The organism is Pelomonas margarita (genome assembly GCF_043555875.1).
In the GTDB taxonomy this organism is placed as follows: domain Bacteria; phylum Pseudomonadota; class Gammaproteobacteria; order Burkholderiales; family Burkholderiaceae_C; genus Pelomonas; species Pelomonas margarita.
This window is the reverse complement of the sequence record NZ_JBIGHW010000020.1, coordinates 22017-42203: the sequence shown is the minus strand read 5'-3', so window position 1 is coordinate 42203 and position 20187 is coordinate 22017. Positions and strand designations below refer to the sequence as shown.

The following is a 20187-nucleotide window of genomic DNA, read 5'->3' as shown; positions in this document are numbered from 1 at the left end:
ACCCTCCCGGTGTCCGCGATCAGTTTGGAATGCTGTCCGCCATCAGCGTGGAACGGTGTCCGCCATCACGGCGGAATGCTGTCCGCCATCAGAGCGGAACGGTGTCCGCGATCGCGTGGAATACGCAGGAAGATCATGCGCGAGTGGCTGAGCACCATGACGAAGGCCATCAGCGGGCGCCGTGCGCGGCCGATCTGCAGATGGCCGAGGTGAGCCCAATCGACCTGCGCCTGCTCACCCGGCAGCGTTCGCAGGCGCAGGTAGGCCTCGGCCACGGGACGTGGGCGCAGCCCGGCGACGAGGGCTCGGAAGTGCGAGGTGCTGCCCACGTAGCCGCGCTCGCTGACCATGGCGTGCAGGCGCGCCGCGGTGAGCGTGGGGAACTTGGTCAGCGTGGACAGGAGGAAGGGCCGGTACGCATCGATGCGGCTGGGACGCAGCGCAGAGGTGTGCACCGGCGCGCAGTTGCCCGCGAGCACGCGGCGCACGACGTCGCGGTGCACATGCAGTTGCCGGGCGATGGTGCCCACGCGCCACTTCTCCACGGCATGCAGTCGCAGGATCTGTGCGACCAGGTCAGGGGCTACGGTCATGGCGCCACCCTGAACGCACTGGGCGCGGACCACGACGAAGGCAGTCCTGGCGCACCCAGGCGAGCTGCGGCCTGCCGCAGCGTCGGCACAGCCAGGGCGTGGTGGCGTTGGTCGTCGCGGCGTTCGGGACGGCGTTCGGGATGATGGCCGCCGTGTCCGCAGGCACCGGCGCCGAGGTGGTGGTGTGTGTCCATACGGCCAGTGGAGCCGTAACCACCTCGGGCGGGCAACCCTGGTGCGTCACGTTCTGCTGGAGGCCACCACCACCATCGCCACCATCATTGCGCTCACGGCACCGCTCGCGCCAGCGCCGCGACCGCTCGGCGTGGGCAAGCCGGCCGCGCCGAGACCGTTGGTATCGGCTCGCGCTCTCGCGCCGGGCTGCGTCGCGCGCCAGCCGCCGGCACTGCCGGCCACAATAGCGGTTGCCACGATCGCAGTGGCTGCACAGCACGACCTGCACGCGGCAACGCGCGCACAGGAACAGCCGCCCAGGAGCATCCATACACACCCCGGTCTCGAACCGAAGTCGCAGTGCTGGACGGATGCGTCCCAGCGGTGCCACACTGAGGCGGCACCACCTTCATCGGCACGGTGTAGGGCGCGGTACGGTTGTCAGGCTTCCCGGCGAGATTGGCCGTTGCCGCGCCCACCTTCTTCGGCATGAGCGCTGTTGTATCCCGAGCGCCGCCTCGTACCGCGCGGGTGCACCGCCGAAGTCAGAACCTCCCCCTTGATCCGCGACGACCGCGTTGGCATTGCGCCCACGCCATCGGCTGCGCCTGCCCGGCCGCCCTGCAGGGCGGCCGGGCAGGCGCAATCCCTCCAACTCATCGGTCGATCAGCTCCAGATCAAATCCGACACCTCACCAGCGAATAAGCGCGGTTCCTGACCAGCGTTCACACGCCGGTTCACGGGGTGAACGTCGGCACGATGTGCGTTACGAAAACGCACTTCCGAACAGCCTGTTTTTGCAGGATCGGATGCGCAGTTGCGTATTCCACGCGATCCCGGACACCGTTCCGCTGTGATGGCGGACAGCATTCCGCCGTGATGGCGGACACCGTTCCACGCTGATGGCGGACATCGAGGGGCCAGCGTGGGGTTGAGCAAGCACCTCTTCCAACCTCGCGGCGACCCATGCCCACCGAGTTGAGCCGTCATGCACGAAGTCGAGGTCACAGTCCTCGAAGAACTCGGTGAGGTAGCTACTCGACCGGTAGCGAAAGTAGGAGACCTCGTTCGGCTCGGCATCACCGCAGATGATGTGAGCGAGGGCTCGAAGGTTCCTGTTCTTCCACTTCATGCCGGTTTGACCTATCTGGTTGCCGGCAAGGTGGGAACGGCCACGACAGCATCGGGAGCAGCGCTTCTCGCGACGCCCAAACCTTCCCAACAGATCGTTGGCGGAAGCGGTGAGATTCGAACTCACGGAGGGGGATTAGCCCTCGGTGCTTTTCAAGAGCACTGCCTTAAACCGCTCGGCCACGCTTCCAACTTGTCCGCTTCCTCGTTGGGTTGCGGAAACGATTCCCGCAACTTGCGGAAATCGCTCGAAAAAATCATTCTAAATCAATGCCCTAGCAGGCAGTGCAACGGCTTTCAAGACCGTTGGATTAAACCACTCTCCCACGCCTCCCAGGCGCCGCATTCTAAGGGCGACGGGCTCAGCGTCCGGGCGTCTGCGCTTGCTCGCAGTCGATCTGGATGATTTCGCGCCGCGGGCCGTCGATGCGCGCGGCGCTCAGGCGGCCGCCCCAGACGCAGCCGGTGTCCAGCCCCAACAGCGTCGGGCGGTCGAGCAGGCCAAGCGTGGACCAGTGGCCGAAGGCGATGGGTGTGTCGGCCGTGCGCCGGTTGGGCGCGTCGAACCAGGGCAGGTAGCCCTTGGGCGCAGCACCGGCGCCGTCCTTGGTCTTGAAGTCCATCTCGCCGTCGGGCGTGCAGAAGCGCAGCCGGGTCAGCGCGTTCACGGTGAAGCGCAGGCGCGGCGTGCCGGTCAGCTCGGGCGACCAGCGGGCCGGTTCGTTGCCGTACATGGTGTGCAGGAAGTCGGGCAGGGCGGGGCCGCGCAGCACGTCCTCGACCTCGGCAGCCAGAGCCAGCGTGTCGTCCCGGCTCCAGGCCGGGATGACGCCGGCGTGCACCATCAGCCAGCCGGCGTCGTAGACGGCCATGCGTTGGTGGCGCAGCCAGTGCAGCAGTGCCGCGCGGTCGGGGGCGTCGAGCAGCGCGGTCAGCGTGTCGCTGCGGTGGGGCGGGCGCACGCCGTGGGCTACGGCCAGCAGGTGCAGGTCGTGGTTGCCCAGCAGGCAGGTGGCCGCGCCGTCCAGTGCCTGCAGCTTGCGCAGCGTGGCCAGCGAGGCCGGGCCGCGGTTGACGAGATCGCCCAGCAGCCACAGGCGGTCGCGCGACGGCGAGAAGTCGATGCGGGCCAGCAGGCGCTCGAAGGCGTCGCAGCAGCCCTGGAGGTCGCCGATCAGGTAGTTCATGGGGCGGCATGCTACGCGGGCCGCCGGGCGCGGCCGGCGCGGCTCCGGGAATGCGCGGTGGGCGCTGTCACGGCCATCTGCTAGTCTCCCAGCCTTGATTTTTGCCCTGCGCCAGCCCTGGCTTTCGATGTCTGGCGCCTTCAATGGATACTGCACTCGTTCTCTTCCTGATCCTGCTCAACGGCCTGTTCGCCATGTCGGAGATGGCGCTGACCGCCAGCCGCAAGGCCAGGCTCCAAGTGATGGTGGAAAGCGGTGAGGGCGGGGCGCAGGCCGCGATGGACCTGCATGACAACCCCACCAAGTTCCTGTCGACCGTGCAGATCGGCATCACCGGCATCGGTGTGTTGAATGGCATCGTGGGCGATGCGGCGTTCTCCGGCCCGTTGTCGCTGTGGCTGACCGAGACCTTCCGGCTGAACCCGGAAGCGACGCAGATCGCCGCGACGGCGCTGGTCGTCGTCATCATCACACTGCTGACCATCGTGTTCGGCGAGCTGGTGCCCAAGCGTGTCGGCCAGATCTATCCGGAGACGGTGGCACGCCTGGTCGCGCCGCCGATGAACATGATCTCGACGGCCACGCGGCCGCTGGTGAAGCTGCTGAGCTTCACGACCGAGGCGACGCTGGGCCTGCTGGGCCTGCGCAACAAGGGCCAGCGCGGTGTGACGGAAGAGGAGATCGCCGCCAGCCTGGAGGAGGGCCTTGACGCCGGCGTCATCGAGGAGCACGAGCACCAGATGGTGCGCAACGTGTTCCGGCTGGACGAGCGCCAGATCGGCTCCATGATGATTCCGCGCGCCGAGATCGCTTGGCTGGAGGTCGACGCGACGCCGGCCGAGGTGCTGGCCGTGCTGCGCGAGCATGGCTTCAGCCGCTATCCCGTGTGCCGGGGCGGCCTCAGCGAGGTGCTGGGCATTGCCCACGCGCCGACGCTGCTGGCGCGTGCACTGGAAGGCCAGGCGCTGGACCTGGCCACCGGGCTGGAGGCGCCGCTGTATGTGCCCGAGACGCTGTCGGGCATGGAGCTGCTGGAACATTTCCGCGTCTCGGACGCGCCGCTGGTCTTCGTCGTCGATGAGTACGGCGAGGTGCAGGGCGTAATCGCCGTGCGCGACGTGCTGGAAGCCATCGCCGGGGAGTTCAATGCTCCCAGCGATGGCGACGCCTGGGCGGTGCAGCGCGAGGATGGGAGCTGGCTGATCGACGGCCTGATCCCGGTCCCCGAGCTGAAGGACCGCCTGGTGCTGAAGGAACTGCCCGAGGAGGACCGTGGGCGCTACAACACCCTGGCCGGCATGATCATGCTGCTGCTGGGGCGCTTGCCGCGCACGACCGATGTGGTGGAGTGGGACGCGTGGAGATTCGAGGTCGTGGACCTCGACGGCAAACGTGTAGACAAGGTGCTGGTCAGCCGACTGGCTGTGGAAACTGAAGAAAGAAGCTCATGAGCAACCCCCCGATGTATGGCGAACTGGCGCCGCTGGACCGTGAGGCCCACAAGAACCTGAAGCTGGACACGGCCAAGCCCGTCGTCAGCCGCGTGGCCGACCAGAACTCGGTCTTCCTGGCCGCCGTGGAGTTCGGTGATGCCTGCAAGGAGTTCCCCATCGTCTTCGTGCGCGCGGGTGAGCCCGGCGCCGACGGCAAGCCGCCCGTGGCCCCGCTGGCTGTGCTGGGCCTGAAGGCCGGCTCCAACCTGTTCGTCGACGGCGACAAGTGGAACGCCAACTACGTGCCGGCTTATGTGCGCCGCTACCCGTTCGCGATGGCCCGCCTGGACGGCAACGCCAACAACCTGGCCGTCTGCTTCGACAGCAAGTGGGAAGGCTTCGGTGAGACCACCGGCGAGGCGCTGTTCAACAACGGCGAGCCCACCGAGTTCCTGCTGAACGCCCGCAGCTTCCTCGAGAACTTCGAGCAGGAAGCCGAGCGCACCCGCCTGATCTGCAACCTGCTGGTCGAGATGGACCTGCTGCAGGACATGCGCTTCGAGGCCACGCTGCCCAACGGCGAGAAACTGGATGTCGAAGGCTTCCTGGCGCTGGACGAGAAGAAGTACAGCGAGCTGCCGGACGACAAGGTGCTGCAACTGCACCGCAACGGCCTGATCGGCCTGATCGAGCTGCACCGCCTGTCCATGGGCAACATGAACCGTCTGGCGGCCCGCTACGCGGCCTGAGCGCGCCGGCGCACGAGGTGAGGCGGGTTTCCGCCCACTGTCGAGGCCACGCTTGCGTGGCCTTTTTCGTGCCCTCGCCGCCTCTGCAGCGCGATGCATCCCACATTCGCACCCCCCAAGTTCTAGGGGAAATCACATGTTTCCATGTGTGAGGTGCTGGGAAAAGTCACGTTTCCGTCCCTAGACTCCAACGCTCCGCCTTCGGGCGACCTTTCCTGGATGCCGTTGATGATTTCCCTTTTTCAAGAAAGCCGGCGTGCGCCTCTCAACCCCTTCGGCGGCCCGCCCCTGGAGTTGAACAGCGACTTCGGCTCTTTAGACGGCGAAGCCCTGGGTCTGGTCGAGCGTCGCTACGGCGACCGTGGGCTGGCGGTCAGCCGGGAGCGCTTCAGCAGCCGCAACGAGGATGGTGACGTCGTCTGCACGGCGCGGGACGGCGACAAGATCGTCGGCACGCTGAGCGTGCGCTTCGATGGCGTGGGCGGTCTCAAGGCCGACCTGCTGTTCGCCGAGGAGCTGGCCGAGTGGCGGGCCGCCGGCATCAAGCTCTGCGAGTTCGGCGCGCTGGCGGTGGACAAGCATTCGCACGACCCCAAGCGCTTGCTGGCGCAGGTCTTCCACCTGGGCTACCTGCACGCCCACCGGCGCGCGCGTTTCGAGCGCCTCATCATCGAGGTGAACCCGCGCCATGTGGCGTTCTACCGCCGTTGGCTGGGCTTCATGCCCTACACCTCGGCGCGCCACAACCCGCGCGTGGACGCGCCGGCCGTGTTGATGAGCATGGAGCTGTCCCATGCGCGCGAGCAAATCTCGCTGCTGGGCGGCCAACCCGAGAAGATGGCCACCTCTCGCAGCCTCTACCCGTTGTTCTGGGACGCGGCCACCGAGGCCGCGATGCTGGCCAAGATCAGCTGAGCCTTCGCTGCCCGTTCAGGCCGCGCCGCCCAGGCGGCGTGACAGCCCGGCAGCCGCTTCTCGCAAGGCCTGCACGGGTGCGCCGTCCAGCGTGGTGTCGAAGCCGGGGCTGGCGCCGATGGCGGTCAGCGTCAGCACCAGACGCCCTGAGGCCTCGAACACCGGCGCGGCCGCCGCGCTGACGCCTGCCACCACGCTGTCGCGCGACGTGGCACAACCCTGGGCCCGGATCTCGGCCAGCGACTCGGCCGCCGGCAGTGGCTGGCGCAGGGCTGCGGCCTCTGCCGCGCGCCAGGCGGCGAACAGCCGGCCCGACGCCGTGCCCCCCACGCTCATCACCGTGCCGTGACGCATGCTGATGTGCACCGGCGTCGGCCCCTCTGCCACCCGCACGATGGTGGGCCCCTGCGTGCCCCACACCGCGATGGCCACCGTGTGGCCCAGCCGCAGCGCCAGCTCCTCGATGACCGGCGTGGCCAGCCGCACCGGGTCGTACTGCTGCAGGCTGATCAGGCCCAGCTGCATGGCCAGCGGGCCCAGGCCATAGAGCCCGGCCCGGCCACTGCCGCCGTCCTGTTCCACCAGGCCCAGCTTGATGAAACTCACCAGATAGGGGTGGGCCTTGGCCGGCGTCATGCCAGCCTCGCGCGCCAGGTCCTTCAGCGCCATGGGCCGGCCGTGGTGGGCCAGAGCCAGCAGCAACTGGCCGCCAACCTCGATGCTCTGAATGCCGCGCGGGCTCTTGCTGTCATCCATGTGGAAAATTCTATATTGATGAATTGATTTGCAATAGGATAAATTTCGAACCTTGCAGGAGACCGCCCCATGACCGCCAAAGCCTTTGCCTCACAAGCCGACCTGGAAGAAAAGCAGGTCACCTTCGAGCGCCTGTCCGAGCACGCCTGGGCGTACACCGCCGAGGGCGATCCGAACACCGGCATCGTCATCGGCCGCGACGCGGCGATGGTGATCGACACCCAGGCCACGCCCGTCATGGCGGCCGACGTGATCCGCCGCATCCGCGAGGTCAGCGCGGTGCCCATCAAGTACGTGCTGCTGAGCCATTACCACGCGGTGCGCGTGCTCGGCGCGTCGGCGTTCAAGGCCGAGGGCTTGGAGCAGGTGATTGCCAGCGACGCGACGCTGGCCCTCATTCAGGAGCGCGGTGAGCAGGACAAGGCCAGCGAGATCGGCCGCTTCCCGCGGCTGTTCCGCAACGTCGAATCGGTGCCCGCGGGGTTGACCTGGCCGACGCTGACGTTCAGCGGCCGGCTCACGCTGGACCTGGGTGGTGTGAAGGTCGAGATGTTCTCCCCGGGCCGCGGCCACACGGCAGGCGACACGGTGGCCTGGCTGCCGGGCGAGCGCGTGCTGTTCAGCGGCGACCTCGTGGAGTTCGACGCCACGCCGTACTGCGGCGACGCCCACTTTGCCGACTGGCCGGCCACGCTGGATGCCATCGCCAAGCTGGATGCCGCCGCGCTGGTGCCCGGCCGCGGCCCGGCGCTGAAGGGCGCCGAGCAGGTGGCCGCGGGGCTGGCCGGCACACGCGCCTTCGTCAGCGAGCTGTACGCGGCCGTGCAGGTCGGCGTGCAGGCGGGGGAGGAGTTGAAGGCCGTCTACCAGCGCACGATGGCGGCGCTGCGGCCGACCTACGGCCACTGGGTCATCTTCGACCACTGCATGCCGTTCGACGTGACCCGCGCCTACGACGAGGCCGGCGGCACGGTGCATCCGCGCATCTGGACGGCCGAGCGCGACATCGAGATGTGGAAGGCCCTCGAAGGCGCCTGACCGCGATGGACCTGCCACGCTACCCCTACCACCAGAGCCTGGAGCAGCGCGCCGGCCAGTCGCAGCGCCGGCCGGTCGTCATCGTCGGCGCCGGCCCGGTGGGGCTGACGCTGGCGCTGGACCTGGCGAAGCGCGACGTGCCCGTCGTCGTCATCGACGACAGCGACCACATCGGCAGCGGCTCGCGCGCCGTCTGCTGGGCCAAGAAGACGCTGGAGGTGTTCGACCGCCTCGGCGTGGGCGAGGTTGTCGCCCGCGAGGGCGTGCGCTGGCAGCGTGGCCGCGTATTCCATGGCGAGCGCGAGGCCTATCACTTCGACTTGCTGCCGGAAGACGGCCACAAGATGCCTGCAATGGTCAACCTGCAGCAGGACCAGGTGGAGGCCCGCCTCGTGCGCGCCGTGCAGCTGGAGCAACGCATCGAATTGCGTGGCCGGCACGAACTGATCGGCCTGGAGCAGGACGACGACGGCGTGACGCTCAAGGTTCGCACGCCCGATGGCCTGTTCGACATGCGCGCCGACTGGGTAGTGGCCTGCGACGGCGCGCGCAGCCCCACGCGAACGCTGTTGGGCGTGGGCTTCACGGGCCAGGTGTTCGAGGACCGCTTCCTGATCGCCGACGTGCGCCTGGCGCCCGGCGCGCGGCCGCGTGGTCTGGACCCGGCCACGCCCGAGCGCTGGTTCTGGTTCGACCCGCCGTTCCATCCTGAGCATTCCGTGCTGTTGCACGCCCAGGCCGGCGGTTTGTGGCGCATCGACTTCCAGCTGGGGCGCGATGCCGACGTGGAGGCCGAGCGCCAGCCCGAGCGCATCCAGCGCCGCGTTGCCGCCATGCTGGGCGGCGCGTCGTTCGAGCTGGCCTGGTCGTCCATCTACCAGTTCGCGTGCCGGCGCGCCGAGCGCTTTCGCGTGGGCCGTGTGCTGCTGGCTGGCGATGCAGCGCACCAGGTCTCGCCCTTCGGTGCGCGTGGCGCCAACAGCGGCGTGCAGGACGCCGACAACCTCGGTTGGAAGCTCGCGGCGGTGGTGAGGGGGGAGGGCGGCGAGGGCCTGCTCGACGCCTACGAGTTCGAGCGCATGGAGGCGGCCGACGACAACATTGGCCACTCGACCCGCGCCACCGATTTCATCAGCCCCAAGACCGCGCTCAGCCGCCGCCTGCGCAAGGCCGCGCTGGACCTCGCCGCGCATGCCGACTTCGCCAAGCCGCTGGTCAACAGCGGCCGGCTGTCGCTGCCCACCGAGCACCTGGAATCGCCGCTCAGCACGCCCGACGACGCCCACTGGGCCGCCGGCCCCGCGCCCGGCTGGCCCGCGCCCGACGCACCGCTGGACGACGGAGGATGGCTGCTCGAGTGCCTGGCTGGCGGCTTTGCGCTGCTGGCCTTTGGCTGGGCGGTTGAACTGGCAGGGCTGCGCGTCCTCACGCTGCCGGCCGATGGCGTTGCTGCGCGTCGCTACGGCGCAGCAGCTGGCAGCGTCTATCTGGTGCGGCCCGACGCCATCATCGCCGCGCGCTGGCGCCGCTTCGACGCTGACGCCGTGCGGCCGGCGCTCGCCCGCGCCCTCGGGAGGCCCCATGTCTAAATTGACGCTGACCTCACATTTCGGTGCAGAGGCGGACGACTTCTACGCCGAGCTCATCGCTGCGCAGGCCGACCTGTCCGATGAGGCCGCGGCCGACTGGCTGGCGCGGCTGACCCTCATCCTGTGCAACCACATCGGCGACCGCGAGGTGCTTCGGCAAGCCTTCGCCCTCGCTCACCATGCCCCAGCACCCCATGACTGACCCGACCTACCTCGCCGGCTTCGGCAACCAGCACCAGAGCGAGGCCCGCACCGGTGCGCTGCCCGTGGGCCGCAACAGCCCGCAGCGCTGCGCCCACGGGTTGTATGCCGAACTGCTGTCCGGCAGCGCCTTCACCGCGCCGCGCGCCGACAACCAGCGCACGTGGCTCTACCGCCGCCAGCCCTCGGTGGTGGTGGGCGGCTACCGGCCGCTGCCGCACGCGACGTGGAAGAGCGGTGCCGCGCAGGGCGAGGCCGCGCCGCCTGATCCGTTGCGCTGGGGGCCCTCGCAATTGGACGTCAGTGACGGCGATTTCGTCGACGGCCTGCGCAGCTATGCCGTCAACGGCGAGCCTGGCGTGGGCGGCATGACGGCGCTGGCCTTCGTCGCCACCCGCCCTATGGGCCGTCGCGCGTTGGTCAACGCCGATGGCGAGATGCTCGTCGTGCCGCAGCAGGGCCGGCTGCTCATCACCACCGAGCTGGGCCGCCTGGAGGTGGCGCCCGGCTTCATCGCGCTGCTGCCACGCGGCATGGCCTTCAAGGTGGACCCGCTGGACGTGCCCGCGCGCGGCTACGTCTGCGAGAACCTGGGCGCCGCGTTCCGTCTGCCGGAGCTGGGGCCCATCGGCTCCAACGGCCTGGCCAACGCGCGTGACTTCGAGGCGCCGGTGGCCTGGTACGAAGATGAGGCCCCCACGTCGGCGGGTGCCTACGAGATCGTCAAGCGCCATGGCGGCCAGCTGTGGCGGGCGACGCAGCCGCACAGCCCGTTCAACGTCGTCGCCTGGCACGGCAACCTCGCACCGTACCGCTACGACCTGTCGCGCTTCATGACGATCAACACCGTCAGCTTCGACCACCCGGACCCCAGCATCTTCACGGTGCTCACCAGCCCCAGCGACACGCCCGGCTGGGCCAACGTCGACTTCGTCATTTTCCCGCCGCGCTGGATGGTGGCCGAGGACACCTTCCGCCCGCCCTGGTACCACCGCAACGTGATGAGCGAGTTCATGGGCTTGGTGCTGGGCCAGTACGACGCCAAGCCCGAAGGCTTCAAGCCCGGCGGCGCCAGCCTGCACAACAGCTACGTGCCGCACGGCCCCGACGCCGAGGCCTTCGACAAGGCCAGCGGCGCCGAGCTCAAGCCCCACAAGCTGGACGCCACGCTGGCCTTCATGTTCGAGACCCGCTGGCCGCTCAAGCCCACGGCCTGGGCGTTGAACGACGCGCCGCTGGAGACGACCTACGCCGACTGCTGGCGCGACCTGAAAGACAACTTCCATGCTTGATCCCCAACTCGACCATACGCACGACGCCGCCGTCCTCTCCTGGGTTGCGTCCGCCAACGACCCCGCCACCGACTTCCCGCTGCAGAACCTGCCGTTCTGCTCGTTCCGCCGCGCCGGCACGCTGGAGCCCTTGCGCGTCGGCGTCGGCATCGGCGACCAGATCCTGGACCTGAGCGCCTGGGGCATTGCCGATCTCAACGCCGTGATGGCCCGCCCCAGCGCCGAGCGCCGGGCCCTGCGCCATCGCCTCTTCGACACGCTCAAGGCCGGTGCGCCCGAGGTGGCGCTGGTGCCCCAGGCCCAGGCCGAGTTCGCGCTGCCCTGCCGCATCGGCGACTACACCGACTTCTACACCGGCATCCACCACGCCCGCGCCGTCGGCCGCCTGTTCCGCCCGGACAACCCGCTGCTGCCCAACTACCAGTGGGTGCCCATCGGCTACCACGGCCGCAGCAGCTCCATCGTCGTCAGCGGCACGCCGCTGCGCCGGCCCAGGGGCCAGGTCAAGCCGCCCGATGCCGACGTGCCCGTCTTCAAGCCCAGTGCCCGCGTCGACTGCGAACTGGAGCTGGGCCTGTTCGTCGGCCCCGGCAATGCGCTGGGCGAGCCGTTCTCCATCGACGAGGCCGACGAACACGCGTTCGGCCTGACGCTGTTGAACGACTGGTCGGCCCGCGACATCCAGCCCTGGGAGTACCAGCCGCTGGGCCCATTCCTGGCGAAGAACTTCGGCACGACGATCTCGCCGTGGATCGTCACGATGGAAGCGCTGGCGCCGTTCCGCATCCCGTTCACGCGGCCGGCCGAAGACCCGCAGCCGTTGCCCTACCTCGACTCGCCGGCGCACCGTGCGAACGCGGCGTTCGACATCGAGCTGGAGGTCTGGTTCAAGACGCCCGCGATGAGCGAGCCCACGCGGCTGTCGCGCTCCAACCTGCGCCACGCCTACTGGTCGCTCGCGCAGATGCTGACCCATCACGCCAGCAACGGCTGCAACCTGCAGCCCGGTGACCTGCTGGGCACCGGCACCCTCAGCGGCCCGGCGCCCGAGGAGGCCGGCTCGCTGCTGGAGTTGACCGGCGGCGGCAAGCAAGCCTTCACCCTGCCGAACGGTGAACAGCGCAGCTTCGTGCTCGATGGTGACCAACTCGGCCTGCGCGCGTTTGCAGTGAAGCCAGGATTCCGACGCATCGGCTTCGGTGCCTGCGACGGCACCATCACGGCCTGTTTGTCGGCCTAGGGTCTACCCGCAAGCCACAAATCGGGGCGCCTTCGTCCCGTTTTTGTGCGGCTCGCAAATGCTGCGGTACACAAGCGGTGCGGATGGCACGCTGGAGGTGCTTGACCATCCCATAACCGTGCAAGCCCAGGGTGGGTCACCGATGTGACGAAGTGCACGAAGCTGGCACGGGCCTTGCGCTCAGTGCTCTTCGGCTACCTCGATCCCTCACACATCCAACTTGGAGGCTTACCCGATGCTTCGCCGTTCTGCACTTGCCCTGGCCGCTGCCGCCAGCCTGTTTGCCACCCCCGCCGCCTTTGCCGCCGACACCATCAAGGTGGGCGTGCTCCATTCCCTGTCCGGCACCATGGCCATCTCCGAAACGGTGTTGAAGGACACCGTGCTGATGGCCATCGACGAGATCAACGCCAAGGGCGGTCTGCTCGGCAAGAAGCTGGAGCCGGTCGTCGTGGACCCGGCCTCCAACTGGCCGCTGTTCGCCGAGAAGGCCAAGCAGCTGATCTCGCAGGACAAGGTCGCCGTCGTGTTCGGCTGCTGGACCTCGGTGAGCCGCAAGTCGGTCTTGCCGGTCTTCGAGCAGACCAACTCGCTGCTGTTCTACCCTGTGCAGTACGAGGGTGAAGAGCTCAGCAAGAACGTGTTCTACACGGGGGCCGCGCCCAACCAGCAGGCCATCCCCGCCGTCGAATACCTGATGAGCAAGGACGGTGGCGGCGCCAAGCGTTTCGTGCTGCTGGGCACCGACTACGTGTACCCGCGCACCACGAACAAGATCCTGCGCGCCTTCCTGAAGAGCAAGGGCGTTGCCGATGCCGACATCATGGAGGACTACACCCCCTTCGGCCATGCGGACTACCAATCCATCATCGCCAAGATCAAGAAGTTCGCGTCCGAAGGCAAAAAGACCGCCGTCGTGTCCACCATCAACGGCGACTCCAACGTGCCCTTCTACAAGGAACTGGGCAACCAGGGTCTGAAGGCGACGGACGTGCCGGTGGTGGCCTTCTCCGTGGGTGAGGAAGAACTGCGCGGCGTGGACACCAAGCCGCTGCAGGGCCACCTGGCCGCTTGGAACTATTTCATGTCCATCAAGGCGCCAGCCAACGACGCCTTCACGAAGAAGTGGGCTGCCTATGCCAAGGCCAAGAACATTGCCGGCCACAAGGACAAGCCGCTGACCAACGACCCGATGGAGGCCACCTACATCGGCATCAACATGTGGGCGCAGGCGGTGACCAAGGCCAAGAGCACCGACACCGACAAGGTCATCGCCGCCATGGCCGGCCAGACCTTCACGGCGCCTTCGGGCATCACGTCCAAGATGGACGAGAAGAACCACCACCTGCACAAGTCGGTCTTCATCGGCGAGGTGAAGGCGGACGGCCAGTTCAACGTGGTGTGGAAGACGCCCGGCCCCGTCAAGGCCCAGCCGTGGAGCCCGCACATCCCCGAGAACAAGGGCAAGAAGGACGAGCCCACGAAATAAGGCTCACCCCCTACCGCAGCAAAGCTGCGGCCCCCTTCGAGGGGGCGCCGCTGGTGGACTGGCAGAGCCAGATCCACGGCGGCCGCTGGAGGGACGTGCGCGCTGCGCGCGTCACTTGTTTGCCTTCGCGTAGGTCTTCATGATCAAACGACTTTTACTGGGATGCCTGCTGGCGCTGAGCGGGTGGTCGGCGTGGGCTCTGCAGCCCGAGCTGGCCAACCGCATTGCAGCGGGTGAGAGTGACGACCGCGTGGCGGCGCTGCAGCAGGCCTTGGCCGCGGGCGACGCCTCGCTCGGGCCTTTCCTACGTGCGCTGCAGGACGGCCGTGTGCGCGTCAAGGCGGGGCAGGCCGTCGTCGTCGCCGAGGGTGCGGAGCCGCCGGCCGATGCCGAAGAGCCGCTGCTCAACAACCGCATGCGTCGCGAGATCGACGCGGCGCTGGCCGGGCTGGACCTGTTCTCTCCCGACCGCGACACCCGCGCCAAGGCTCTGGCCACGCTGCGCGAGGACGCCGATGCGTCCAAGCTGCCGCTGTTCGAGAAGGCACTGGATGCCGAGAGTGACGGCGGACTGCGCGCGCAGCTGAATGCGCTGCAGGCCGGCGCCAGGCTGTCGTCCACCGACGCCGCGCAGCGCAAGGCGGCGGCGCTCGAACTGGCCGGCAGCGCCGACCCCGCCACGCGCGCACTGCTGCTTGAAAAGCTGGCCGCCGAGACCGACCCGGCCGCCAAGTCCGTCATGCAGAAGGCCGCCGCCGACATTGCCGACCGCCTCGCTTGGGGCGAGCGCGCGCAACTGCTGTTCTCGGGCTTGAGCCTGGGCTCGGTGCTTCTGCTGGTGGCGCTGGGCTTGGCCATCACCTACGGCCTGATGGGCGTCATCAACATGGCCCACGGCGAGCTGCTGATGGTGGGCGCCTATGCGACCTACATGGTGCAGCAAGGTTTCCGTGCCTGGGCGCCCGCGGCCTTCGACTACTACCTGTGGCTGGCGCTGCCCGCCAGCTTCCTCGTCGCGGCGCTGGTGGGCGCCGCGATGGAGCGCAGCGTCATCCGCTGGCTCTACGGCAGGCCGCTGGAAACGCTGCTGGCCACCTGGGGCATCTCCCTCGTGCTGATGCAGGCCGTGCGCACGCTGTTCGGCGCGCAGAACGTGGCGGTGGAAAACCCCGCGTGGCTCTCCGGCGGCTGGGCGCTGCTGCCCAACCTCACGCTGCCCTACAACCGCTTGGCCATCCTCGTGTTCGCCGCGCTGGTGCTCGTCGGCATGGGCGCCTTGCTCGCCAAGACGCGCCTGGGCCTGATGGTGCGCGGCGTCACGCAGAACCGCCGCATGGCCGCCTGTGTGGGCGTCAACACCGCGCGGGTCGACACGATGGCGTTTGCGCTGGGCTCCGGCATCGCCGGCCTGGCGGGCTGCGCGCTGAGCCAGATCGGCAACGTCGGCCCGGACCTAGGCCAGAGCTACATCGTTGACGCCTTCATGGTGGTCGTGCTGGGCGGCGTGGGCCAGCTGGCCGGCACCGTCTACGCGGGCCTGGGCCTGGGCGTGCTGTCCAAGCTGCTGGAAGGCTGGCAGGGGGCGGTGCTCGCCAAGATCGCGCTGCTGCTGCTGCTCGTGCTCGTCATCCAGAAAAAGCCGCAAGGCCTGTTCGCCCTCAAGGGCCGGAGCGTCGAATGAAGAAGACGCTGTTCATCGCCGTCGCAGCCCTCACGCTGCTTGTGCCCTTCCTGCACCTCGCCTTCCCGGCGGGCCACCCGCTGCACCTCAGCGAGTTCTACGTAGGCCTGCTGGGCAAGTTCCTTTGCTTTGCCATTTGTGCCCTGGCCTTGGACCTCATCTGGGGTTTCGGCGGCATCTTGTCGCTGGGCCATGGGCTCTTCTTTGCCCTTGGGGGCTATGGCATGGGCATGTACCTAATGCGCCAGATCGGCCGTGACGGGCAATACCAGTCGGACCTGCCGGACTTCATGGTCTTCCTGAACTGGAAGGAGCTGCCCTGGCACTGGGGCTTGAGCGACTCGCTGGTCGGCCAGGTCTTCCTGGCGCTGGCGGTGCCGGGCCTGCTGGCCGCCGTGTTCGGCTACTTCGCCTTCCGCTCGCGCATCCAGGGCGTGTACTTCTCCATCATCACGCAGGCGCTGACGGTGGCGGCCATGCTGCTGTTCTTCCGCAATGAGACCGGCTTCGGCGGCAACAACGGCTTCACCGACTTCAAGCGCATTGCCGGCATCGCGATCAACACGCCGGGCATGAAGGTGGCGCTGTGCGTGGCCAGCGGCGTGGCGCTCATCGGCTGCTACCTGGTGGCGCGCTGGCTCACGAACAGCCGCTGGGGCCGCATCCTGCAGGCCATCCGCGATGCCGAGGGCCGCGTGCGCTTCCTGGGCTACGACCCGGTCGCGTTCAAGCTCAGCGCCTACGTGATCTCCGCGCTGATGTGTGCGCTGGCCGGCGTCCTCTACGTGCCGCAGGTCGGCATCATCAACCCCAGCGAGATGAGCCCGGCGGCCAGCATCGAGATGGCCATCTGGGCGGCTGTCGGCGGCCGCGGTACGCTGATCGGGCCGGTGCTGGGCGCCTTCTTTGTTAACGGCACCAAGTCGGTGTTCACGGTCTGGTGGCCGGAGGGCTGGCTGTATGTGCTGGGTGCCTTGTTCATTGCCGTGACGTTGTTCCTGCCGACCGGCCTGGCGGGCCTCGCCAAGAGGTTCAAGCGATGACCCCAGAACTGCTCGAAGCCGGCGCCGAGACACGCTCGCGCGCCATCACCCGCATCGCCACTGCCGGCGAGCCCATCTTCAACCAGGGTGTGGCGTTGTACGTCGAAGACCTCAAGGTCGCGTTCGACGGCTTCCAGGCGCTGGGCGGCCTGAGCTTCACTATCGGTGTGGGCGAGCTGCGCTGCGTCATCGGCCCCAACGGCGCTGGCAAGACGACGACGATGGACTGCATCACCGGCAAGACCAAGCCCGACAGCGGCCGCGTCTTCTTCGGCAGCAACCTCGACCTGCGGCAGATGAACGAGCAGCAGATCGCCCGTGCGGGCATCGGCCGCAAGTTCCAGAAGCCCACCGTCTTCGAGGCGCTGAGCGTCACCGAGAACCTGGAGCTGGCCCTGGCCGGCGACCGCCGCGCAAGGGTCGCGATGCGGGCCAGGCTCAGCGGCGCGCAGCGTGACCGGCTGGATGAGCTGCTGAAGACCGTGCATCTGATCGAGGATCGTGAACGCGTTGCCGGCATGCTGAGCCACGGCCAGAAGCAGTGGCTGGAGATCGGCATGTTGCTGGCCCAGGACCCCAAGCTGCTTCTGCTGGACGAACCCGTCGCGGGCATGACGGACGAGGAGACCGAGCGCACGGCCGAGCTCTTCCTGAGCCTGGAAGGCAAGCACTCGCTGGTCGTCGTCGAGCACGACATGAGCTTCGTTGCGACGCTGGCCGGCGCGCACCGCACGGTGACCGTGCTGCATGAAGGCAAGACGCTGGCGGAAGGCACGATGGCGACGGTGCAGTCCGATGAGAAAGTGATCGAGGTGTACCTTGGCCGATGACCTGTTGAAGGTGCAGGACCTGCACAAGCACTACGGCGGCTCGCACATCCTGCGCGGCCTGGGCTTTGACCTGAAGCCGGGCGAGATCACCGTCGTCATGGGCCGCAACGGGGTCGGCAAGACGACGCTGCTGAAAAGCCTGATGGGCGTCGTGCCGGTCACGTCCGGCAGCATCACGCTGGCCGGCGAGGCCATCGACAAGCTCAAGACCCACCAGCGCGTGCGCGCCGGCCTGGGCTACGTGCCGCAGGGCCGCGAGATCTTCGGCCGGCTCACGGTGCTGGAGAACCTGCAGATGGGCCTGGCCAGCCAGCCCGCCGGCACGCCGCTGCGCGACGAGCTGTTCCAGCTTTTCCCGGTGCTCGCGCAGATGCGCAACCGCCGTGGCGGCGACCTCTCGGGCGGCCAGCAACAGCAGCTCGCGATCGCCCGTGCGCTCGCGCCGGGCCCGAAGGTGCTGCTGCTGGACGAACCCACCGAAGGCATCCAGCCCAATGTCATTCAGGACATCGGCCGAGTCATCAAGCACCTAGCCCACGACAAGGGCCTGTGCGTGGTGCTCGTGGAGCAGTACTACGACTTCTGCGAGGAACTGGCCGACCAGTACCTGCTGATGCAGCGCGGCGAAATCGTCATGCGCGGGCGGGGGGGGGGCACCATGAAGGCGGACGGCGTGCGGGAGCGCCTGGCGATCTGAGCGCGTGGATCAAAGAGCCTGGGATTCCAGCCACAACACCGCAAACCACCGGTTCGGATCCGTCCACACCTTGCCCGGCGTGAACCCAGCGCGCTGCGCCACCGCCTGGAAGGCCGTCACCGTGTACTTGTGCGAATGCTCCGTGTGCAGCGTCTCGCCCTCGTGGAACACGTAGACCTCCCCGCCCAGTTGCAGCGTCAGTGCCCGCGCGGCGCGCAGGTGCATCTCGATGCGCCGGTAGGCCGGGTTGTAAAAGGCCAGGTGCTCGAAGCCGTCGGCCGGGAACTCGGCGCCCAACTCTTTGCGAGCGCGATCCAACACATTGAGGTTGAACGCTGCGGTCACGCCGGCCGCGTCGTTGTAGGCGGCGTGCAGGACGCCGTGGTCCTTCACGAGGTCGATGCCGATCAGCAGGCCGCCGCCGGCCAGCTCGGCGGCCGCCAGGCGCAAGAAGGCATCGGCCTCGGCCGGCGTGAAGTTGCCGATGCTGGAGCCCGGGAAGAAGCCCACGCGGCGCGTGCCGTCAGGGCAGGGCGGCAGCGTGTGCGGCCGCGTGAAGTCGGCCACCAGCGGCTGGATGGTGAGGCCAGGGTAGTCGGCAGCCAGGCCGTCGCACGCCGCCAGCAGGTGCGTACCGGAGATGTCCACCGGCACGAACTGCACACTGTCGTATGGCATCGCGTCCAGCAGCAGGCGCACCTTGTGCAGCGCGCCGGCGCCGTACTCCACCAACTGCACCTGCGGGCCGAACTGTGTGGTCATGTCGACGGCATGCGTGTGCAGCAGCGCGAGTTCCGTGCGGGTCGGGTAGTACTCGGGTAGTTCGCAGATCTGCTCGAACAGCCGGGAACCCGCCTCGTCGTAGAAATACTTGGGCGAGATGGCCTTGGGCGTGCGGCCGAGCGCCGCATGCAGATCGGCAGCAAACGGGCTGCTCTCGGACGGGGCGCCGGTGGTGTGCCCATCGAGTTCTGGTTTCATCGTGCGAGCCTCACGCCACTGAACTGCCAGCGCGCCGCCGGCGGGAAGAAATTGCGGTAGCTCGGGCGCGCATGGCCGAGCGGTGTCGCGAGGCTGCCGCCGCGCAGTACCTGCTGGCCCACCATGAACTTGCCGTTGTATTCGCCGACGGCGCCGGCGGCTGGCTTGAAGCCGGGGTAGGGTGCGTAGCTGGAGCGCATCCACTGCCAGGCCCGATCAGCGGCCTGGGCAAAGCCTGGCAAGCCGCTGGCGGCTTCCCACTCGAACTCGGTGGGCAGCCGCGCGCCGGCCCATTCGGCGAAGGCGCAGGCCTCGTAAAAGCTGAGCTGCGTGACGGGCGCCTGGGCGTCCATCGCCTGCGCGCCGTGCAGCCCGAACACGCGGCCGTCCTCCAGCCAGTAAAGCGGGCGCTGCCAGCCCTGGGCCTGCACGGCAGCCCAGCCGTCGGACAGCCACAGCAGCGGCTCCTGGTAGCCGCCGGCCTCGACGAAGTCGGCGTACTCGCCGCAGGTGACGAGGCGGTTGCTGATCTCAAACGGCGTCAACAGCGCGGCATGGCGCGGGCCTTCGTTGTCGAACGCGAAGCCGTTGCCGGCATGGCCGATGTCAACGATGCCGCCGGGGTGCTGCAGCCATCCCTGGTCGGGGGGCTCAACCGCCGCCGGAGCGCCCGTGGCGTAAGCGGGCAGCAGCGGGTTGCACGAGAACGCGTGCAGGATGTCCGTCAGCAACAGCTCCTGGTGCTGTTGCTCGTGGTGACAGCCCAGCTCGACGAGCGCGTCGACCGCCGGTGGCGCGACGGGCAGCAGGGTGGCCAGCGCCGCGTCGACATGCTGGCGATAGGCCTTGACCTCTGCCAGTGAGGGCCGGCTCAGCAGGCCGCGCTGCGGGCGCGCGTGGCGCGGGCCCAGGCTCTCGTAGTAGCTGTTGAACAGGCGCGGCCAGCGCTCGTCGAAGACGCGGTAGCCCGGCAGGTGCGGCGCCAATACCAGCGTCTCGAAGAACCACGTCGTGTGCGCCAGGTGCCATTTGGCCGGGCTGGCATCGGGCATGGACTGCAGCTGCGCGTCCTCATCGGACAGCGACGCCGCCAGGGCCAGCGAGTGGGCGCGGGTGCGGTGCAGCAGCGAGGACAGGGCATCGGGCGTCATGCGCTGACGCTAGCGC

The 20187-nt window shown here is 68.3% G+C and carries 18 protein-coding genes and 1 tRNA gene; 13 read left to right on the top strand and 6 right to left on the bottom strand.

Features of this window, described 5'->3' with window-relative positions; genetic code table 11:
- Positions 1-65: 65 nt before the first annotated feature.
- The 3 genes from ACG0Z3_RS21930 to ACG0Z3_RS21920 form a co-directional block, all read right to left on the bottom strand.
- On the bottom strand, positions 66-593 hold the full coding sequence (locus tag ACG0Z3_RS21930) for a hypothetical protein (protein WP_419964729.1): 528 nt from the start codon (positions 591-593) through the stop codon (positions 66-68).
- 1405 nt (positions 594-1998) lie between these two features.
- Positions 1999-2089 (bottom strand) — tRNA-Ser (locus ACG0Z3_RS21925).
- A 172-nt stretch (positions 2090-2261) separates the two neighbouring features.
- The gene (locus tag ACG0Z3_RS21920; RefSeq protein WP_394401861.1) at positions 2262-3086 is read right to left on the bottom strand and encodes a symmetrical bis(5'-nucleosyl)-tetraphosphatase; all 825 of its coding nucleotides are present in this window, start codon (positions 3084-3086) and stop codon (positions 2262-2264) included.
- A 143-nt stretch (positions 3087-3229) separates the two neighbouring features.
- Here ACG0Z3_RS21920 and ACG0Z3_RS21915 point away from each other — a divergent pair, with 143 nt between their 5' ends.
- The 3 genes from ACG0Z3_RS21915 (at position 3230) to ACG0Z3_RS21905 (ending at position 6183) form a co-directional block, all read left to right on the top strand.
- The gene (locus ACG0Z3_RS21915; protein WP_394401858.1) at positions 3230-4537 is read left to right on the top strand and encodes a hemolysin family protein; all 1308 of its coding nucleotides are present in this window, start codon (positions 3230-3232) and stop codon (positions 4535-4537) included.
- Positions 4534-5268 (top strand): SapC family protein, encoded by a 735-nt coding sequence (locus ACG0Z3_RS21910; RefSeq protein ID WP_394401856.1) that lies wholly within the window; start codon positions 4534-4536, stop codon positions 5266-5268. Before ACG0Z3_RS21915 ends, ACG0Z3_RS21910 begins: the two co-directional genes overlap by 4 nt.
- Positions 5269-5496: 228 nt before the next feature.
- Positions 5497-6183 carry an N-acyl amino acid synthase FeeM domain-containing protein gene (locus ACG0Z3_RS21905; protein WP_394401854.1) on the top strand — a complete coding sequence of 229 codons (687 nt, stop codon included), beginning with the start codon at positions 5497-5499 and terminating at the stop codon, positions 6181-6183.
- 15 nt (positions 6184-6198) lie between these two features.
- Here ACG0Z3_RS21905 and ACG0Z3_RS21900 read toward each other — a convergent pair whose 3' ends face one another.
- Positions 6199-6939 (bottom strand): IclR family transcriptional regulator, encoded by a 741-nt coding sequence (locus ACG0Z3_RS21900; RefSeq protein WP_394401852.1) that lies wholly within the window; start codon positions 6937-6939, stop codon positions 6199-6201.
- A gap of 69 nt (positions 6940-7008) precedes the next feature.
- Between ACG0Z3_RS21900 and ACG0Z3_RS21895 the strand changes: the two genes are divergently transcribed.
- The 10 genes from ACG0Z3_RS21895 (at position 7009) to urtE (ending at position 18039) form a co-directional block, all read left to right on the top strand.
- Positions 7009-7977, top strand: a complete 969-nt coding sequence (locus tag ACG0Z3_RS21895) for an MBL fold metallo-hydrolase (RefSeq protein WP_394401850.1) — start codon at positions 7009-7011, stop codon at positions 7975-7977.
- A 5-nt stretch (positions 7978-7982) separates the two neighbouring features.
- Complete coding sequence (locus ACG0Z3_RS21890; protein ID WP_394401846.1) at positions 7983-9566, top strand: FAD-dependent oxidoreductase; 1584 nt, start codon at positions 7983-7985, stop codon at positions 9564-9566.
- A complete protein-coding gene (locus ACG0Z3_RS21885; RefSeq protein ID WP_394401844.1) occupies positions 9559-9768 on the top strand; it encodes a DUF2783 domain-containing protein in 210 nt (69 codons plus the stop codon). The genes ACG0Z3_RS21890 and ACG0Z3_RS21885 overlap by 8 nt, the downstream gene beginning before the upstream one ends.
- Positions 9761-11059, top strand: a complete 1299-nt coding sequence (hmgA, locus tag ACG0Z3_RS21880) for a homogentisate 1,2-dioxygenase (RefSeq protein ID WP_394401842.1) — start codon at positions 9761-9763, stop codon at positions 11057-11059. The genes ACG0Z3_RS21885 and hmgA overlap by 8 nt, the downstream gene beginning before the upstream one ends.
- The gene (gene fahA, locus ACG0Z3_RS21875; RefSeq protein ID WP_394401840.1) at positions 11052-12299 is read left to right on the top strand and encodes a fumarylacetoacetase; all 1248 of its coding nucleotides are present in this window, start codon (positions 11052-11054) and stop codon (positions 12297-12299) included. The genes hmgA and fahA overlap by 8 nt, the downstream gene beginning before the upstream one ends.
- Positions 12300-12534: 235 nt before the next feature.
- Entirely contained in the window at positions 12535-13788 is a 1254-nt protein-coding gene (gene urtA, locus ACG0Z3_RS21870) for an urea ABC transporter substrate-binding protein (RefSeq protein ID WP_394401838.1), read from the top strand.
- A 139-nt stretch (positions 13789-13927) separates the two neighbouring features.
- Positions 13928-15469 carry an urea ABC transporter permease subunit UrtB gene (gene urtB / locus ACG0Z3_RS21865; RefSeq protein WP_394401835.1) on the top strand — a complete coding sequence of 514 codons (1542 nt, stop codon included), beginning with the start codon at positions 13928-13930 and terminating at the stop codon, positions 15467-15469.
- Positions 15466-16512, top strand: coding sequence for an urea ABC transporter permease subunit UrtC (urtC, locus tag ACG0Z3_RS21860; protein ID WP_394401832.1), 1047 nt, complete (start codon positions 15466-15468; stop codon positions 16510-16512). The genes urtB and urtC overlap by 4 nt, the downstream gene beginning before the upstream one ends.
- Positions 16509-17342: an urea ABC transporter ATP-binding protein UrtD gene (urtD, locus tag ACG0Z3_RS21855; RefSeq protein ID WP_394401829.1), complete on the top strand. Its 834-nt coding sequence runs from the start codon at positions 16509-16511 to the stop codon at positions 17340-17342. The genes urtC and urtD overlap by 4 nt, the downstream gene beginning before the upstream one ends.
- Position 17343: 1 nt before the next feature.
- Positions 17344-18039 (top strand): urea ABC transporter ATP-binding subunit UrtE, encoded by a 696-nt coding sequence (gene urtE, locus ACG0Z3_RS21850; protein WP_394401864.1) that lies wholly within the window; start codon positions 17344-17346, stop codon positions 18037-18039.
- Positions 18040-18048: 9 nt separating this feature from the next.
- Here urtE and egtD read toward each other — a convergent pair whose 3' ends face one another.
- Together egtD and egtB are read right to left on the bottom strand one after the other, a co-directional pair.
- On the bottom strand, positions 18049-19020 hold the full coding sequence (gene egtD / locus ACG0Z3_RS21845; protein ID WP_394401826.1) for an L-histidine N(alpha)-methyltransferase: 972 nt from the start codon (positions 19018-19020) through the stop codon (positions 18049-18051).
- The gene (egtB, locus tag ACG0Z3_RS21840; RefSeq protein WP_394401823.1) at positions 19017-20171 is read right to left on the bottom strand and encodes an ergothioneine biosynthesis protein EgtB; all 1155 of its coding nucleotides are present in this window, start codon (positions 20169-20171) and stop codon (positions 19017-19019) included. The genes egtD and egtB overlap by 4 nt, the downstream gene beginning before the upstream one ends.
- Between the last annotated feature and the right edge of the window lie 16 nt (positions 20172-20187).

Coding starts and splice junctions, on each gene's coding strand:
- urtA (WP_394401838.1), top strand. CDS start 12,535: ATGCTTCGCCGTTCTGCACTTGCCCTGGCCGCTGCCGCCAGCCTGTTT.
- urtB (WP_394401835.1), top strand. CDS start 13,928: ATGATCAAACGACTTTTACTGGGATGCCTGCTGGCGCTGAGCGGGTGG.
- ACG0Z3_RS21895 (WP_394401850.1), top strand. CDS start 7,009: ATGACCGCCAAAGCCTTTGCCTCACAAGCCGACCTGGAAGAAAAGCAG.
- egtD (WP_394401826.1), bottom strand. CDS start 19,020: ATGAAACCAGAACTCGATGGGCACACCACCGGCGCCCCGTCCGAGAGC.
- urtD (WP_394401829.1), top strand. CDS start 16,509: ATGACCCCAGAACTGCTCGAAGCCGGCGCCGAGACACGCTCGCGCGCC.
- ACG0Z3_RS21900 (WP_394401852.1), bottom strand. CDS start 6,939: ATGGATGACAGCAAGAGCCCGCGCGGCATTCAGAGCATCGAGGTTGGC.
- egtB (WP_394401823.1), bottom strand. CDS start 20,171: ATGACGCCCGATGCCCTGTCCTCGCTGCTGCACCGCACCCGCGCCCAC.
- ACG0Z3_RS21920 (WP_394401861.1), bottom strand. CDS start 3,086: ATGAACTACCTGATCGGCGACCTCCAGGGCTGCTGCGACGCCTTCGAG.
- ACG0Z3_RS21905 (WP_394401854.1), top strand. CDS start 5,497: ATGATTTCCCTTTTTCAAGAAAGCCGGCGTGCGCCTCTCAACCCCTTC.
- ACG0Z3_RS21885 (WP_394401844.1), top strand. CDS start 9,559: ATGTCTAAATTGACGCTGACCTCACATTTCGGTGCAGAGGCGGACGAC.
- fahA (WP_394401840.1), top strand. CDS start 11,052: ATGCTTGATCCCCAACTCGACCATACGCACGACGCCGCCGTCCTCTCC.
- ACG0Z3_RS21910 (WP_394401856.1), top strand. CDS start 4,534: ATGAGCAACCCCCCGATGTATGGCGAACTGGCGCCGCTGGACCGTGAG.
- ACG0Z3_RS21890 (WP_394401846.1), top strand. CDS start 7,983: ATGGACCTGCCACGCTACCCCTACCACCAGAGCCTGGAGCAGCGCGCC.
- ACG0Z3_RS21930 (WP_419964729.1), bottom strand. CDS start 593: ATGACCGTAGCCCCTGACCTGGTCGCACAGATCCTGCGACTGCATGCC.
- ACG0Z3_RS21915 (WP_394401858.1), top strand. CDS start 3,230: ATGGATACTGCACTCGTTCTCTTCCTGATCCTGCTCAACGGCCTGTTC.
- urtC (WP_394401832.1), top strand. CDS start 15,466: ATGAAGAAGACGCTGTTCATCGCCGTCGCAGCCCTCACGCTGCTTGTG.
- hmgA (WP_394401842.1), top strand. CDS start 9,761: ATGACTGACCCGACCTACCTCGCCGGCTTCGGCAACCAGCACCAGAGC.